Here is a 14,747-nt window from a genome sequence, read left to right on the forward strand (position 1 = left end):
GGCCGGACCCATCTACCGCGGTTCGCGTCCTTCTCCGGGTCAGCGCGGCGCGCCGTTCATCAGCCTCTCGAAATCCCGCACGTCCTCTTCGGCGCTGGCCATGATCTCCGCGAGCATCTCGCGCTGGCGCCGCTGGAAGGCCCACTCCCGGTGGATGCGCGACTCGAGGTCCGCGAACTCCTCGCGATAGCGTCCCATGGTGGCTTCATCGACCTGCGCATTCCGCATCTGTGCGGCAATGCGCTCGAGCTCCCGCTGCAGCGTCGCCTCCTGCCGCTCACTGAGCATCAGCGTGGTCTCCACCATCTCGAGCCGGCGGTCACGCTGGCGCCGGATCTCGTCGACACTGGCGTAGGCGGCATGCAGCTGCCGCGCCCGCTGCTCCCGAGCGGCGGCCTCGGCCTGGCGCTGCGTCTGCTCCCGTTCCCGCCGCTCCGCCTCGCGCCGCTTCTCTTCGCGCTCCCTTGCAGCGCGTTCGCGCTCCTCCGCGGTCGGCGGCGCCGGGCGGACCTGGCGCTGGCGGCCTTCGTTATCGAGGATCCGCAGCTCCCGGTCGGCAGAGGACGGTGGCGGGGTCGTCGAGTAGTGGACCACGCCGGCATCATCCGTCCAGCGGTAGATGCGCGCATCGGCCGGGGGAAGCAGAAGGGCGGCCAATGGCAACAGTAACGCCAACATGCGTATCGTCTGCTTCATGTCCCCTCTCGAACACCTCGGTCTGGTCCTGATCGCACTGCTGGCCAACGGCCTGTCGGCACTCGCCGGTGGTGGTGCCGGGCTGCTGCAGCTCCCGGCACTGATCATTCTCGGACTCCCCTTTCCGGTCGCCCTGGCCACCCACAAGATCGCCTCTGTCGCATTGGGTATCGGCGCGAGCATGCGACACTTTAAGCAGAGCACCTTCGAGTCTCAACGGCTGATCCTGATCCTGGCCACTGGCCTGCCCGGCGTGGTGCTCGGGGCGATGCTCGTCCTCGAAATCCCCCCGCGGGCCGGCGAGATCGCGCTCGGCCTGCTGACCATCGGACTCGGCTGGTACTCCTGGCGCCGGCCGCAACTCGGGCGGCAGGCGGTGGCGGTCGCGGGCGGCTCGGCGCACGCGCTGACCGGAGCCCTGGGCCTGCTGGTGATCGGCGTGCTGAACGGTTCGCTGACCTCCGGCACCGGGCTGATGGTCACCCTTTGGCTGGTTCGCTGGTACGGGCTCTCCTACACGCAGGCCGTCGCCTATACGCTGGTGCTGGTCGGCCTGTTCTGGAACGGCGCCGGTGCGCTGGTACTGGGCACCCTCGGCGAGGTGCGCTGGGAGTGGCTGCCGGCCCTGCTGATGGGAAGTCTTCTCGGAGGCTACCTGGGTGCCTCGCTGGCCCACCGCTACGGCAACCTGCTGGTGAAGCGGACCTTCGAGGCCGTCACCATCCTGACGGGCGTCGCACTGCTGCTGCCCTGGCCCTGAGCGGCCAGGTCATGCCGCGGCACCATTTGCCGCCGTCTTCGGCACGTCGCAACGGTTCAGCAGGTCGAAGTGCTCGACCGCCTCCAGGATACCGCGCGCGTGCGTCGCCTCGGCGAAGTAGATACGCTCGAAGCCGCGCAGCTTGTCCAGCTCCGGGTGGTGATTGCCGACCACCACCCCGAGCAGACGGCCGCGCAGCATGTCCTCGTCGTTTCCGGAACCACCGGCGACCAGCACCTGCTCCAGCGGGATGCCCCACTTGTGGGCGACATAACGCACCGCGAGACCCTTCGACGCCCGCACCGGCAGCACATCGAGGAACATGTCGCGCGATTGGATCACCCGGGCGTTCAGATCCGCCTGGTAAAGCAGGCGCTCGATCGCGGCCACACCCTCGAACTTCTCCGGGTCGACGAAGAAGCTGATCTTGAACGGGCGCTGGTCCGCCTCCGGCTGCAGAGACAGACCCGGCTGGTCCGCCAGCAGCTCGAGCAGCCGGTCAGGCCTCCAGCGGTGACTGATGTGCCGTTCCCAGCCCTTGTCCGGCGTGGCCTCCGCCCCATAGTAGATCTCGGCGCCGACCGAGGTGATCCAGAGGTCCGGGGCCGGCACGCCGTGCCGGGCCAGGGCCTCCTGGGCGGAGTCCAGCCTGCGTCCGGTCGCCACCCCGAAGGCGACCTTGGTGCGATGCTTGCGGATCCAGGCCAGCAGGGCCTTCAGCGCCCCCGGGTCGCCGATCAGGGTGTTGTCGATGTCGGTGAGCACCGCGCGATCCACGTCCGCCAGCCTTCCGGACACGGACCGCTGTTCGCGCCGCGCGCGCTTGACCTCGCGGCCGAGGCGCTTGATCAGGCTGACGGTGCGCGCCGCGTGTCCGTCCCAGGAATAGTGCTCGCGCACGCCCTTCAGGCCCTGGTCCGAGAAGCGCCGCCAGAGCTGGCGGTCACCGAGGATGGTCGCGATCGCGGTGGCGATGCCCGGCGGGTCCAGCGGGTCCACCAGCATGCCGTTGTGGCAGCGTGAGAGGATCTCCTGCGGCCCCCCGTCATTGGTCGCGACGATGGGGGCGCCGCTGGCCGCGGCCTCGATCAGCGTGAGGCCGAAGGGCTCGGTCAGCGCCGGATTCACGAAGACACCCCGGGTGGACGCGACCAGCCGGTAGAGATCCGGCACATCGTCGCTCTGGTGGTGCTTCGGGTAGGCGACCTTGCCATAGAGGTCATACCGGTCGATGCGCAGCAGCAGGTCCTTCAGGACCTGACGCGCCCCCTTCTCCAGATCGGCGATGTTGTCGCGGTTCCCGGCCACGATCAGCAGGTTGGCGTGCGCGCGCAGCCATTCGCTGCCGGCGTAGGCGTCCACCAGCCCACGGATGTTCTTGCGTTCGTCCGCACGGGACAGCGCCATGATCAGCGGCCGCTCGGGCTTCTCCAGGAACCGGGCGATGTCGGCCCAGATCGGCGGCTTGCGCTGGCCGCGCCTCGGCGGACGAAAGCGCGAGAGGTCGGTCCCGGGCGGGATCACCACCATGCGCGAGGGATGGTAGTTGTCGTAGGCCGCGTACTGCTGGTCCACCTCCTGCTGGGTGCTGGCGATCACCCGGTGCGCGTGGGCCAGCGCCTCTTCCTCGGCCTGGATACGCAGCGAGATGTTGTAGCGGCTTTCGATGTCCGCCGGCTTCATGCCGTTGGCCAGCAGCCGCTCGCGCTTGACCCGGCCCAGGGAGTGGCCGGTCTGCAGCATCGGCACACCCAGCAGGTTGGAGAGGCGCGTCGCGACATAACCCGAATCGGCGTAGTGCCCGTGAATCACGTCGGGTCGCAGACCAACCCGGCGGATGTGATCCAGCGCGTTGTCGGCATAGCAGTCGAGATGCGGCCAGAGCCTCTCCTTGTGCAGATAGCGGCGCGGCCCGCAGTCGATGCGCACGATCCGCGCGCCGTCGCCGAGATCCTCCTCGCGCCCGGCGTAGTCCTTGGCGACGCGCGTGTCCACGACGCGACGGGTCAAGAGGTCCACGCGGCCGACCTCGGGGTGGCGCGCCAGGGCCCGTGCGAGCTCCACGACATAGAGGGTCTGCCCGCCGGTGTCGGCGTCCCGTCCCAGCTCCAGATTGTCTGCCCGGATCAGCCCGTGCACGCTGATCAGCACGAGGTAGAGGCCCTCGCCCGCGCGTGCCTTGCTCTGGGTCTTCTTCATGTTGCCGAACCATACACAACCCGCCCCGCCTCGGCCAGATGCAGGTGCAGGTCCTGCACCCCCGCAGGTCGCGCGGGAGCCCAGGCCTGTGGCCGATCCGGCGGTGGCCAGAGGACCGGCCGCAGGGGGGTTGAGCCGGCGTCTTGTCGGCTGCAGGGCTGGCCGCCTGCGCGATGGGCGCATGGCACCGATCCCCGGGGGGACATTTCCGCTTCCGGCCCACGCGCAGGAATACTGCACCGATTCAGTCAACACGCCGGAGGCGCCATGTCCCCATCCGACCCGATATCCGAGACCGAACTGCGACAGCGGCTGACGCCGGAGCAGTACCACATCGCCCGCGAGGGCGGGACCGAGCCCGCGTTCACCGGCGCCTACCACGCGCACAAGGCATCCGGGCGCTATCGCTGCGTGGTCTGCGGCGCCGAGCTGTTCCGATCGTCGGAGAAGTTCGATTCCGGAACCGGCTGGCCCAGCTACACGGCGCCCGCCAGCCCGGACGCGGTCGCCGAGCACCGGGATTCGAGCCACGGCATGGTCCGCACCGAGGTGCGCTGCGCACGGTGCCAGTCGCACCTCGGACACGTCTTCCCCGACGGGCCCGAGCCCACCGGCCTGCGCTACTGCATCAACTCGGCGGTACTGGAGTTCGAGCCGGACTGAACCACCCTCTCCCCAGCCCTCCCCCGCCTGCGGGGGAGGGTGTCTTCTCCCGTCTCCACAGGCCGGGGACCGATTTGCAAATCTGTCCCCGAGGGGGCCGCGTCTGGCTACGAGCTCCGGTTCTGGCCGGCGGGGTCGCCGATCTCCCGATCGCGGTCGACATCCCCGATGCGGTCATCGAGCCCTTCGATTTGCCGGGTCGTGGCCTGCGGCGACTGCGTGCGCCGCGCGAGGAGGGTGTAGGCGGCCGGGATCACGAACAGCGTGAACAGCGTCGCGAACAACACGCCCGAGAAGATCGCGACCCCGATCACGAAGCGGGTCTCGGAGCCCGGACCGGTGGCCAGAATCAGCGGAATCGAGCCCGCCACCGTGGTCAGCGCGGTCATCAATACCGGCCGCAGGCGCATGCTGGCCGCCTCGATCACTGCCCGATTGAATTCGCGCCCGTGATCGCGCAGCTGGTTGGCGAACTCGACGATCAGGATGCCGTTCTTGGCCGCCAGCCCGATCAGCATCACCATGCCGATCTGGCTGTAGATGTTCAGTGTCTGCCCGGTGAGGTAGAGCCCGAGCAGCGCCCCCACGATTGCGAGCGGGACGGTCAGCATGATCACGAACGGGTGCACGAAGCTCTCGAACTGCGCCGCCAGCACCAGGTAGACAACCAGCAGCGCCAGCACGAAGATGAACAGCACCTCCTGTGTCCCCTCCCGGATCTCCAGCGACTCGCCCTTGTAGTCGATCCCCGCCTCCTCCGGCAGCACCTCGCCGGCGGCCGCCTCGAGATCGGCCAGCGCCTCCCCGAGCGTGTATCCCTCCTGCAGGCTGGCCGTCAGCGTGACCGCGCGAGCCCGGTTGTAACGCTCGAGCGATCCGGCACCCGCCACCTCCTCGTAGCTGATCAGGCTGGACAGCGGGATCAGCGCACCCTGGTCCGCGCGCACGTAGAGATTCGAGATGTCCCCGGGCGTGCGCCGCTGATCGGAGCGGCCCTCGACGATCACGTCGTACTCCTCGCCGCGGTCGATGAAGCTGGTTACGCTGCGGCCGCCCAGCATCACGTCCAGCGTCCGGCCCACGGTCGCGAGTGAGACCCCGAGGTCCGCCGCCCGATCCTGATCGATGCGCACCGCGATCTGGGGCTGGGTCGGCTTGTAGTCCAGATCCAGTCGCGCAAGCCCGGGGATCTCCTCGGCGCGCGCCAGCAGGTCATCCCCCCACTGCGCGAGTTCATCGTAGTCGGGACCGGTGACCACGAACTGCACGGGCGGCCCGAACCGCCCCTGGGAGAGTCCCTGCCGCATGATCGCGCGCGCGGTGATTCCCGGGATCTCCGCGAGCGAGGCGTTGATCTCGTCGATGACCGGCCAGGCGCTTCGCTCCCGGTCGTCCCAGTGGTGCATGATCACGATCACGAAGCCATTGTTCACCGCCTCCGAACCACCGAAGCCGCGCGGCGTGCGCACCAGGATGCGGCGCACGTCGCCCGCCTCGGTCAGCGGCAGCAGCCGCCGCTCCACCTCGGCCATCCGCTCGCTCATGTACTCGAAGCTGGCGCCCTCGGGGCCATTGACCATGATGAAGAAGGCCCCCCGGTCCTCGCGGGGGGCGAACTCCTCGGGGAGGGCGTTCACCAGCCACCACACCCCGGCGAGGCTCAGCACGAGCAGCGGAACCACGCCCCAGGCCTTCGGCAGGCTGCGCTCCAGCAAGCGGGCGTAACCGCGCTCCAGTCTGCCGAAGCCCCGGCTGATCACTCGGGCGACCCCGGTGTCGTCGTCGCCCTTGCGCATCAGCCGCCCCGACAGCACCGGTGCCAGGGTCAGGGCCACCAGGCTCGAGAAGACCACCGCGATCGCGATCGCGATCGCGAACTCCGTGAAGAGCTTGCCCACGGTACCGCTGAGAAAGGCGAGCGGCACGAACACGGCCACCACCACGGAGGTCGTCGCCACGATCGCGAAACCGACCTGCCGGGCGCCGCGATAGGCGGCCAGCAGTCCCGGTTCACCCCGCTCGATGCGCCGGTGGATGTTCTCGAGCATCACGATCGCGTCGTCCACCACCAGCCCGATCGCCAGCACCAGCGCGAGCAGCGTCAGCAGGTTCACCGAGAACCCGAGGGCGGCCACCCCGATGAAGGTCGCGGTGATCGCGACCGGCACGGTCACCGCCGGGATCATCGTTGCACGCCAGCTGCCCAGAAACAGGTAGATCACCAGCACCACGGCGACGGTGGCGACGGCCAGGGTGATGAAGACCTCCCGGATCGCCCCCTCGATGAAGACCGAGGAGTCGTAGGTCACCACCAGCGAGGTTCCCTCCGGCAACTGCCCCTGCAGTTCCTCGGCCACCCGCTTCACGCCGTGTGCGACGTCCAGCACATTGGCGTTGGCCTGCCGGATGATGCCGAGACCGACCATGTCCTCGCCGTTGCCGCGGAACTCGGTACGCTCCGAGTCCGAACCCAGCGTCACCTCGGCGACCTCGCCCAGCCGCACCAGGTGCTGGTTGTCCGCGCGCTTGATGACCAGGCCCGCGAAATCCTCCGCGCTGCGATACATGCGGTCCACGCGCACCCTGAACTCCCGGTCCACCGAGTCCACCCGCCCTGCCGGCAGCTCCACGTTCTCGCTCCGCAGTGCCTCCTCGATGTCGGTGACGGTCAGGCCGCGGGCGGCCAGCGCCTCGCGATCGACCCAGATGCGCATCGCATAGTTGCGATCCCCGCCCAGGCGGATCAGCGCAACGCCGTCCACCACCGAGATCCGGTCGACAAGGTGCCGGCGCGCATAATCGGCGAGCTCCAGCCCGTCCATCCGCGTGCTCGAGAGATTCAGCCAGAGAACGGGCCGTGCGTCGGCATCGGCCTTGGTCACCCGCGGGGGGTCCACCTCGTCCGGAAGGGAGCCCAGCACGCGGGAGACGGCCTCGCGGATGTCATTCGCAGCCGCGTCGATGTCCCGGTTCAGGTTGAACTCGATGGTGATGGACGAGCGTCCGTCCCGGCTGCTCGACTGGATATAGCGGATGCCCTCGATGCCGGCGATCCGGTCCTCCAGCCTTTGGGTGACCTCGCGCTCGATGATCGCTGCACTGGCGCCGGGATAGTTGGTCGAGACCGTGATCACCGGCGCGTCGATGTCCGGGTATTCCCGCAGCGGCAGCTGCTGGTAGGCGATCAGTCCGAAGGTGACCAGCAGCAGATTGAAGACGACCGCCAGTACCGGCCGGCGGTTGGCGATATCGGAGATGATCACGCGGCGTCTCCGTCGAGGACCTGCACCCGCGTGCCCTCACGCACCCGCAGGATGCCATCGCTGACGACACGGTCGCCCTCGTCGAGGCCGTCGAGCACCTCGACCAGACCGGGCTGGCGACGACCGATCGTGATCTGCCGCCGCGTCACGGTGTCGTCGTCGGTCAGCACGAATGCGAAGTGCTGGTCCGCCCGGGCCACCACCGAGCCCTCGGGGACTGCCAGGCGTTCTGCCGGGTCCAGCGGCAGCCGCGTGGTCAGCAGCATGCCGGGGCGCAGCTCGCCCTCCGGATTGTCGATCTCGGCGCGCACGGTGACCGTCCGGGTGGCGACGTCCACCCGGGTGGTGATGGCGGTGACCTCGCCCTCGAACACGCGGCCGCGGAATGCGACGCTGCGGGCCTCGATCGGGAGGCCGCGGCGCACCGCGCCCAGGAACCGCTCGGACAGGGTGAAGTCCACCTTGATCACCGAGATGTCGTCCAGCGCGGCAATGGCGGTGCCCGGCGTCACCAGCGTGCCGTTGCTGACCCGGCGCAGCCCAAGGACCCCGGAGAACGGCGCCCGGATCACACGGTCGGACAGGCGCGCCTCCATCGCCGCCAGCCGGGCCTCCGCCTCTTCCAACCGGGACCGCTGCCGGTCCACCTGTTGCTGAGGCACGATGCCATCCGCGGCGAGGCCGCGGATACGGTCCAGTTCCCGGCGCTGCTCCATCAGCGCCACCCGGGCCTCGCGGCGATCAGCCAGCTCCTCAGCGGAGGCCAGACGCACCAGAACCTGACCCGCCTCGACCTCGTCCCCGTCCTGAAAGGCGATCTCCGCGACGTTCGCGGTGACGGTCGCCGTCAGGGTCACCGATTCGCGGGACTGCGCGGTGCCCAGCGACTCCAGCACCGTCTCGAAGCGGCGCGGCTCGACCATCGCCACCCGCACCGGGATGCGGCGCTCGCCCGCGGCGCCGGCGCCGGGACGCGCATTGCCGGCGTCATGCTCCTGCGCCGACCAGAGCCACAGGCCGCCGCCGGCGAGGATGGTCAGGACGAGCAGCGCGGCGATCGCTCTCAGCACGCTGAGCCCCCGGGGACGGGCATGCGGCATGGCAGGCTTCGTGACACGGTCTTCGATTCTCCGGCTTCCGGCATGGCGCCGTGGCTGCATGGGACCCGGAAGGGTCCGTGGTTCAGTGCCGGCATCCATCCGGGCGGGCGTCAGTAACCCACGATCTCAGGGACCGCGACAATGCCGTTTAATTCCGAAAACGAGCGGATCAGGTGCCGCCGTCGGCCCGCACCCCGGGCCCCGTTACTCCGGGCAGCCTGCCCTTCGCCCTTCCGGCCCGCCTACGGCGGTTCGAGTCGTTCCCGGCGCCCCCGGGGGACAGATTGGCGAATCTGCCCCCCGGGCCTTGGCGGCCTTGTCCCCCCCGCTTGCGGGGCGGGTTGGGGAGGAGGCCTCAGCGTATGAAGGTGCGCGCGCCGGAAATCCCGACCAGGCTCCCATCGAAGTACCGCTGCAGGAAGCTGTCGAAGTCGTAACGGTCGCTGGCCTCCATCGCCGCCTGTTCCGTCAGCGAGTGCTGCGCCAGTTCCACCAGCTCGGCCTCGCGCGGCAGCGGGCAGTTGCTGCGAAAGGTCTCGCGGTGCTGCTCCGACAGACGCCGGGCGTAGCGGTAGAAGCCCTCCTCCCGCGCCATCATGTCCTCCAGCATGCGCGCCGACGGTGTCAGCGCCGGCTGCTCGACCTTGCCCCACTGCTCGCTCAGCGAGCGGCGATACGGATCCCCGGGCAGCCCCTGGTCCAGCACAGCGGCCACGGGCCGCATCAGTGCGAGGATCTCGCGCGCCAACGCCGGCAGCGGCACCCCGCCCCGTTCGCAGCGCAGCATGAGACCCGGCTCCCGTCCCCGGTGGGCGACCTCCAGCAGGTTGGCATCGATGTCCGCGATCGCAGTGGCGGACAGCGGCGCACTCGGCAGCAGCAGTGCGGCGAGACAGAGCGTCTCCAGGAACCGCAGCTGGCTCTCGTCGACCCCGAGCGGGTGCTGGGCGTTCACGTCCACCGAACGCAGCTCGACGTAGGCCACGCCCCGCGACTCCAGCGCATCGGTCGGCTTTTCGAAGCGCTCCAGCGGCTGCTTCGGCCGCACCGTGCTGTAGTACTCGTTCTCGATCTGCAGGATGTTCGCGTTCAGCTGGCGGTACTCGCCGTTCACCTTCACGCCGAGGCGCGCCCACTCGGAGCTCTCGGTGGTGATCGCGCAGCGCAGGCTCTCGACGTAGTCGTCCAGCGAGTCGTAGTTGGCCTTGATCCCGGTGTCCGCCTCCTTGCGATTGGTGTAGCCGATGTCTCCCATCCGCAGACTGGTCGCGAACGGCAGGTAGCTGCTGTCGTCGTCGAAGTCCTCGAGTCTTGCCCCGCGTTCGTCGACGAAGGAATTGCATACCGCGGGCGAGGCCCCGAAGAGGTAGGGCACCATCCAGCCGAAGCGCAGCAGGTTGCGGACCATGCCCATCATCCGCCGGTCCCGGTACGCCCGAGTGTCGGACTCGCCCTGCAGCTCGGCCAGTACCGGCCACAGCGAGGGCTGCGGGGAATAGTTGAAGTGCACGCCGGCAATCACCTGCATCAGGCGCCCGTAGCGGTGCCCGAGTCCAACGCGATAGACGGTCTTCATGCGGCCCGCGTTGGAGTGGCCGTACTGCGCCACCGGAATCGACTCCTCGCCGTTGATCACGCAGGGCATGCTGGTCGCCCAGAGCAGCTCTTCGCCAAGCCGGGCCGCGGCAAAGGCCTGCAGATCCTGCAGGAACCCCAGCGTCTCGCGCACGTCGTCGAACGGCGGTGTCACCAGCTCAAGCAGCGACTCGGAATAGTCGGTGGTGATATAGGGATGCGTCAGCGCGGAGCCCAGCGCCGCCGGATGCGGCGTCTGGGCAATGGAGCCGGCCGCCTGCACGCGCAGGGTCTCCTTCTCCAGGCCAATGCGGCCACGCAGTACCTGCGGAGGCAGGCGTTCACCGAGTTCGTGCACGAGATGCTGCAGATCGCTTTCCGGACGGGTCACGCTTGATCCTTTACGCCGGCGGGAAAGCTGCGGAACATACCGCAACGGCCGGTCCCGGTCACTTTGCGCCCGGTGAGGTAATGCTTCGCGATCTGCACAAACTGGTCCGGGGACTTGGACAGCGGCTCCTGCCCGCACCCGCGACCGCCCCTCTGGACGACAGCGAATGGCGGCGACTGCGCCTCGACGCGGCCTTCATGGACCTGTTGCCGCCTGCGGACCTGAACGCGCTGCGGGAACGGGTCGGTGAATTCCTGGGCCGCAAGACCTTCAAGGGCATCGGCATGAGGCTCGACCCATGGCAGCAGCACCTGATTGCGGCCTACGCCTGCCTGCCCATCCTGCGCATCGGCATCGACGCCTACCGCGACTGGCAGACGGTGATCGTGTACCCGGACACCTTCGCACCGGAGCAGGAATGGGTCGACGAGGCCGGTGTGCATCACCAGGCGGTGGTCCCGCAGGCGGGAGAGGCGTGGGAACGCGGCCCGGTGGTGCTGTCCTGGAGCGATATCGCGGCCGACGGCGCGGTGATCGTGCACGAGATGACCCACACGCTGGACGCGGGCAACGGTGACGTGAACGGCTTCCCGCCGCTGCCGCGGACGCTGCCGCCGGCGGAATGGACCGACACCTTCAGTGCCGCCTACCGGAGACTCCAGGAGGAGATCGAACGGGGCGACGAACCGGCGATCGACCCCTATGCCGCGACCGATCCGGCCGAGTTCCTCGCGGTGGTCGCGGAGTACTTCTTCTTCTCGCCCGCCCACCTGCAAGCGGAATGGCCTGCGATCTACCGGCTGCTCGGCCTGTATTTCGGTCTGGAGCCGCATCGCTGGGCCAACGAGATCCCCACGCGGCTGTCGTGAGACGGTGACCGCGCACGGCGCCCGCTGGCCCGAATGGCGGCCCGCTGCACCCGGTCGACCGGCACGGGGTCGGGAGATCGCCGCCTGCTGCCCCCGTTCGGGAAGATCCCTCTTGCTGACCCGCGGTTTCTACGCGTTGCCAGCGGTCTCCAGGGCCTCCAGCGCCTCCATCCAGGCGGCCTCGGCCTCTTCGAGCTCCTGGCGCAGGCGGCCCTGACGCTGCAGAAGGGCCTCCAGCCGGCCGCCATCCGCCCCGCCATACAGTTCGGGGTCCGCCAGCGCCGTCTCCACCGCGTCCAGCTCGTCCTGCAGGCGGGAACAGCGGGCCTCCTCGCGCTCCGCGACCCGGCGCAACGGCTTCAGGGACTGGCGCTGGCGGGCGGCCTGCTGGCGCCGCTCGCGGCCGCCCTCGCGCTCCGGCGCGGCAGGCGCGCGCGGGTCACCGCGCGTCGCGTCGGTCACCCGGTCGCGCGCCCGGGTCAGTTCACGGGCGTAGTCGTCGAGGTCCCCTTCGTATTCCTCGACCCGGCCGTCGCGCACGCGCCAGAAACGGTCGCAGGCGCGGGTCAGCAGGTCGCGGTCGTGGGAGACCACCACCAGCGCCCCCGCGTAGTCCTCCAGCGCCTCCGTCAGGGCCTCGCGCATGTCCAGATCGAGGTGGTTCGTGGGCTCGTCGAGCAACAGCACCGCCGGGGCCTGACACACCAGCATCGCCAGCACCAGCCGGACCCGCTCGCCACCGGAGAGCCCGGCCACCGGCATGTCGGCCCGCGTACCTCCGAACCCGAAGCCGCCGAGCAGGTTGCGCGTTTCCTGCTCGGTCATCGCCACTTCCAGCCGCTGCAGATGCAGCAGCGGGCTCGCGGCCTCGTCCAGCTGCTCGCGCTGGTGCTGCGCGAAGTAGCCCACCACCAGACCAGGCTCCACCTCGCGTTCGCCCTCGGTCAGCGGCAACAGGCCGGCCAGCACCGACAGCAGGGTCGACTTGCCCGCGCCGTTCGGTCCCAGGATGCCGATGCGATCGTCCGGCCGCAGCCGCAGCGTGGCGGGGTGCAGGCGGGTCTTCCCTTCCGTCACGACGCTGGCGTGGTCCAGGCGCAGGAGGGGGTCCGGCAGGCGTTCCGGCGCCGGAATCTGCAGATGCATCGGCCGGGCCGCGCGCAGCACCGCGATCTCATCCAGCCTCTCCAGGCGCTTCAGGCGGCTCTGCGCCTGCCGGGCCTTGGTCGCCTTCGCCCGGAAGCGCGCGACGAAGCGCTCGAGGTGGGCGCGTTCCTGCGCCACCCGTGCCGCCGCGGCCTCGGTCTGCGCGAGGATTTCCGCGCGGCGGCGCTCCGCGGCACTGTAGCTGCCGGTAAACAGCTGCACCTGCCGGTGCTCGATGTGGGCGACGTGCGTGACCACCGCATCCAGGAAGCGCCGGTCGTGGGCGATCACGATCAGCGTGCCCGGATAGCGCCGGAGCCAGTCCTCGAGCCACAGTACGGTCTCGAAGTCGAGGTGGTTGGTGGGCTCGTCCAGCAACAGGAGGTCCGAGCGCGTCATCAGGGTGCGGGCCAGCCCCAGGCGCATGCGCCAGCCGCCGGAGAACTCCGACACCGCCCGGTCCGGGTCCGAGGGCTCGAAGCCGAGGCCGGCCAGCAACTGCCGGGCACGCGCATCAGCGCTCCAGCCGTCGATCGCGTCGATCTCCGCGTAGAGGTGTCCGCGCTCCTCGCCGTCGTCGGTTCGTTCGAGGCGGGCCTGGAGCTCCCGCAGGGCCCCATCACCATCCAGTACGTAGTCCACCGCCTTCCGGGGGGTGGCCGCCACCTCCTGCGGCAGGTGGGCCAGCACCCACCCCCGGGGCCAGTCGATGGTGCCGGCATCCGGCACCAGCTCACCGCGCAATGCCGCCAGCAGCGTGCTCTTGCCGCAACCGTTGGCGCCGGTCAGGCCGACGCGCCAGCCGGGATGGATCGCAAAGGAGGCATTGCGGACCAGCACCTGGCCACCGCGACGCAGTTCCACGTTCTCGAAACGGATCATAGGTGCAGCATGTTAACGTGAAGGCCAAGTGCGGCGCCCGCCCTCGCCCCCCCTGTAGGAGCGGCTTCCAGCCGCGATGGCCGACCCCATCGCGGCCACAGGCCGCTCCCACCCCACGCCGGCACAGGCGCACCCCGATTTCACCACCCCCCTCGCAGGAGCGGCTTCCAGCCGCGATCCATCCTTCCGGCAGCTCAAAAAAGGCCGGGGCATCCGCTTCGATTATCATCACTTTCTAATATAATGGGCCATCTCCAGGGCCATCAGCGCACAACCGCCGCCACCCGGCCCGCACGAACGGAACAGGTAGCAGAACCATGAACAAATCGATGAAGACCCGCGTGCTCGCAGCCCTGCTGTTGCTGCTGCTCTGGATACCCGCAGCATCCGCCTCCGTGATGGTGCTGGTACACGGCTATCTCGGTGATGGCCAGAGCTTTCACCGGGCCGGCGTGGTCGATGCCCTGACGGCCGCTGGCTGGCATTACGGAGGGGACTGGCACCCGGCCCCCGACGGTCGGGTGCGTCTCGCCGACGACAATGGCACCGGGGAACGTACGGTCTACACGGTGACCCTGCCGGCGACCGCGCCGCTGGCCCTGCAGGCCGACTGGCTCACCGCGATGCGCCGCGAGGCGGAGGGTCGCCACTCCGGCGAGCCCATCACCCTGGTCGGGCACTCTGCCGGCGGGGTGGTCGGACGCCTGGCGCTGGTCCGCGGCGGCCAGGGCGCGGTCGAGCATCTGATCACCATCGCCAGCCCGCATCTCGGTACGGAGCGCGCGTTGCAGGCATTGCAGGCGACAAACGGCGGCGGCATGTTCGGGCCCTTCCGCCGGATCCTGACTCGCCAGGCGCTGGGCGGCAGCAACTACGAGGCCATTCGGCAGTCGCAGGCCCTGCTGGTCGATCTCGCGCCGCCGCATCGGGGCAACCTGCTCGGCTGGCTGAACGGGCAGGAACACCCGGAGATCACCTACGACGCGGTGGTTCGCAATACCGGCTTCCGGATGGGCGGCGACATCCTGATCCCCGCCTGGAGCCAGGACCTCAACCAGGTCCCCGCGCTGCGCGGGCGGGCCACCGTGATCCCCAGCCCGCTGAAACATGGCCTGGAGCCGGGAGATGCAACCGTGATCCTCGAGCGGATCGCCGCGCGGACGGGCTGAGCTCAACCGGAATCGCCGAGAGGGCTCGCCCCCC

General features: G+C 69.5%; 10 protein-coding genes. 4 read left to right on the forward strand and 6 right to left on the reverse strand.

Annotation, left to right across the window (positions count from 1 at the left end):
• Positions 1-39: 39 nt before the first annotated feature.
• Positions 40-696 carry a DUF4124 domain-containing protein gene (locus ACESMN_RS11015; protein WP_373053647.1) on the reverse strand — a complete coding sequence of 219 codons (657 nt, stop codon included), beginning with the start codon at positions 694-696 and terminating at the stop codon, positions 40-42.
• Between ACESMN_RS11015 and ACESMN_RS11020 the strand changes: the two genes are divergently transcribed.
• Positions 695-1,456: a sulfite exporter TauE/SafE family protein gene (locus tag ACESMN_RS11020; protein WP_373053655.1), complete on the forward strand. Its 762-nt coding sequence runs from the start codon at positions 695-697 to the stop codon at positions 1,454-1,456. The two genes, ACESMN_RS11015 and ACESMN_RS11020, sit on opposite strands and share 2 nt — an antisense overlap.
• Positions 1,457-1,465: 9 nt before the next feature.
• Here the strand turns inward: ACESMN_RS11020 and ACESMN_RS11025 are convergent, their stop codons facing one another.
• Positions 1,466-3,655: an HAD-IIB family hydrolase gene (locus ACESMN_RS11025; RefSeq protein WP_373053648.1), complete on the reverse strand. Its 2,190-nt coding sequence runs from the start codon at positions 3,653-3,655 to the stop codon at positions 1,466-1,468.
• 267 nt (positions 3,656-3,922) lie between these two features.
• Between ACESMN_RS11025 and msrB the strand changes: the two genes are divergently transcribed.
• Complete coding sequence (gene msrB / locus ACESMN_RS11030; RefSeq protein WP_373053649.1) at positions 3,923-4,318, forward strand: peptide-methionine (R)-S-oxide reductase MsrB; 396 nt, start codon at positions 3,923-3,925, stop codon at positions 4,316-4,318.
• Positions 4,319-4,425: 107 nt separating this feature from the next.
• On the opposite strand, the gene ACESMN_RS11035 is transcribed toward msrB, so the two are convergent.
• The 3 genes from ACESMN_RS11035 to gshA all read right to left on the reverse strand — a co-directional run bounded on the left by ACESMN_RS11035 (position 4,426) and on the right by gshA (position 10,647).
• Positions 4,426-7,581 (reverse strand): efflux RND transporter permease subunit, encoded by a 3,156-nt coding sequence (locus ACESMN_RS11035; protein WP_373053650.1) that lies wholly within the window; start codon positions 7,579-7,581, stop codon positions 4,426-4,428.
• Positions 7,578-8,648: an efflux RND transporter periplasmic adaptor subunit gene (locus ACESMN_RS11040; protein ID WP_373053656.1), complete on the reverse strand. Its 1,071-nt coding sequence runs from the start codon at positions 8,646-8,648 to the stop codon at positions 7,578-7,580. Before ACESMN_RS11040 ends, ACESMN_RS11035 begins: the two co-directional genes overlap by 4 nt.
• Before the next feature lie 388 nt (positions 8,649-9,036).
• A complete protein-coding gene (gene gshA, locus ACESMN_RS11045; protein ID WP_373053651.1) occupies positions 9,037-10,647 on the reverse strand; it encodes a glutamate--cysteine ligase in 1,611 nt (536 codons plus the stop codon).
• 80 nt (positions 10,648-10,727) lie between these two features.
• Between gshA and ACESMN_RS11050 the strand changes: the two genes are divergently transcribed.
• Positions 10,728-11,516 carry a zinc-dependent peptidase gene (locus ACESMN_RS11050; RefSeq protein WP_373053652.1) on the forward strand — a complete coding sequence of 263 codons (789 nt, stop codon included), beginning with the start codon at positions 10,728-10,730 and terminating at the stop codon, positions 11,514-11,516.
• A 129-nt stretch (positions 11,517-11,645) separates the two neighbouring features.
• On the opposite strand, the gene ACESMN_RS11055 is transcribed toward ACESMN_RS11050, so the two are convergent.
• A complete protein-coding gene (locus tag ACESMN_RS11055) occupies positions 11,646-13,544 on the reverse strand; it encodes an ABC-F family ATP-binding cassette domain-containing protein (protein WP_373053653.1) in 1,899 nt (632 codons plus the stop codon).
• 317 nt (positions 13,545-13,861) lie between these two features.
• Between ACESMN_RS11055 and ACESMN_RS11060 the strand changes: the two genes are divergently transcribed.
• The gene (locus ACESMN_RS11060; protein ID WP_373053654.1) at positions 13,862-14,713 is read left to right on the forward strand and encodes an esterase/lipase family protein; all 852 of its coding nucleotides are present in this window, start codon (positions 13,862-13,864) and stop codon (positions 14,711-14,713) included.
• Positions 14,714-14,747 lie beyond the last annotated feature (34 nt).

Source organism: Thioalkalivibrio sp. (assembly GCF_041690275.1).
GTDB lineage: Bacteria > Pseudomonadota > Gammaproteobacteria > Ectothiorhodospirales > Ectothiorhodospiraceae > Thioalkalivibrio.

Excerpts from the sequence above, each read along its gene's own strand:
- ACESMN_RS11020 (WP_373053655.1), top strand. The coding sequence starts at position 695 with ATGTCCCCTCTCGAACACCTCGGTCTGGTCCTGATCGCACTGCTGGCC.
- ACESMN_RS11015 (WP_373053647.1), bottom strand. The coding sequence starts at position 696 with ATGAAGCAGACGATACGCATGTTGGCGTTACTGTTGCCATTGGCCGCC.
- ACESMN_RS11025 (WP_373053648.1), bottom strand. The coding sequence starts at position 3,655 with ATGAAGAAGACCCAGAGCAAGGCACGCGCGGGCGAGGGCCTCTACCTC.
- msrB (WP_373053649.1), top strand. The coding sequence starts at position 3,923 with ATGTCCCCATCCGACCCGATATCCGAGACCGAACTGCGACAGCGGCTG.
- ACESMN_RS11050 (WP_373053652.1), top strand. The coding sequence starts at position 10,728 with ATGCTTCGCGATCTGCACAAACTGGTCCGGGGACTTGGACAGCGGCTC.
- ACESMN_RS11055 (WP_373053653.1), bottom strand. The coding sequence starts at position 13,544 with ATGATCCGTTTCGAGAACGTGGAACTGCGTCGCGGTGGCCAGGTGCTG.
- ACESMN_RS11060 (WP_373053654.1), top strand. The coding sequence starts at position 13,862 with ATGAACAAATCGATGAAGACCCGCGTGCTCGCAGCCCTGCTGTTGCTG.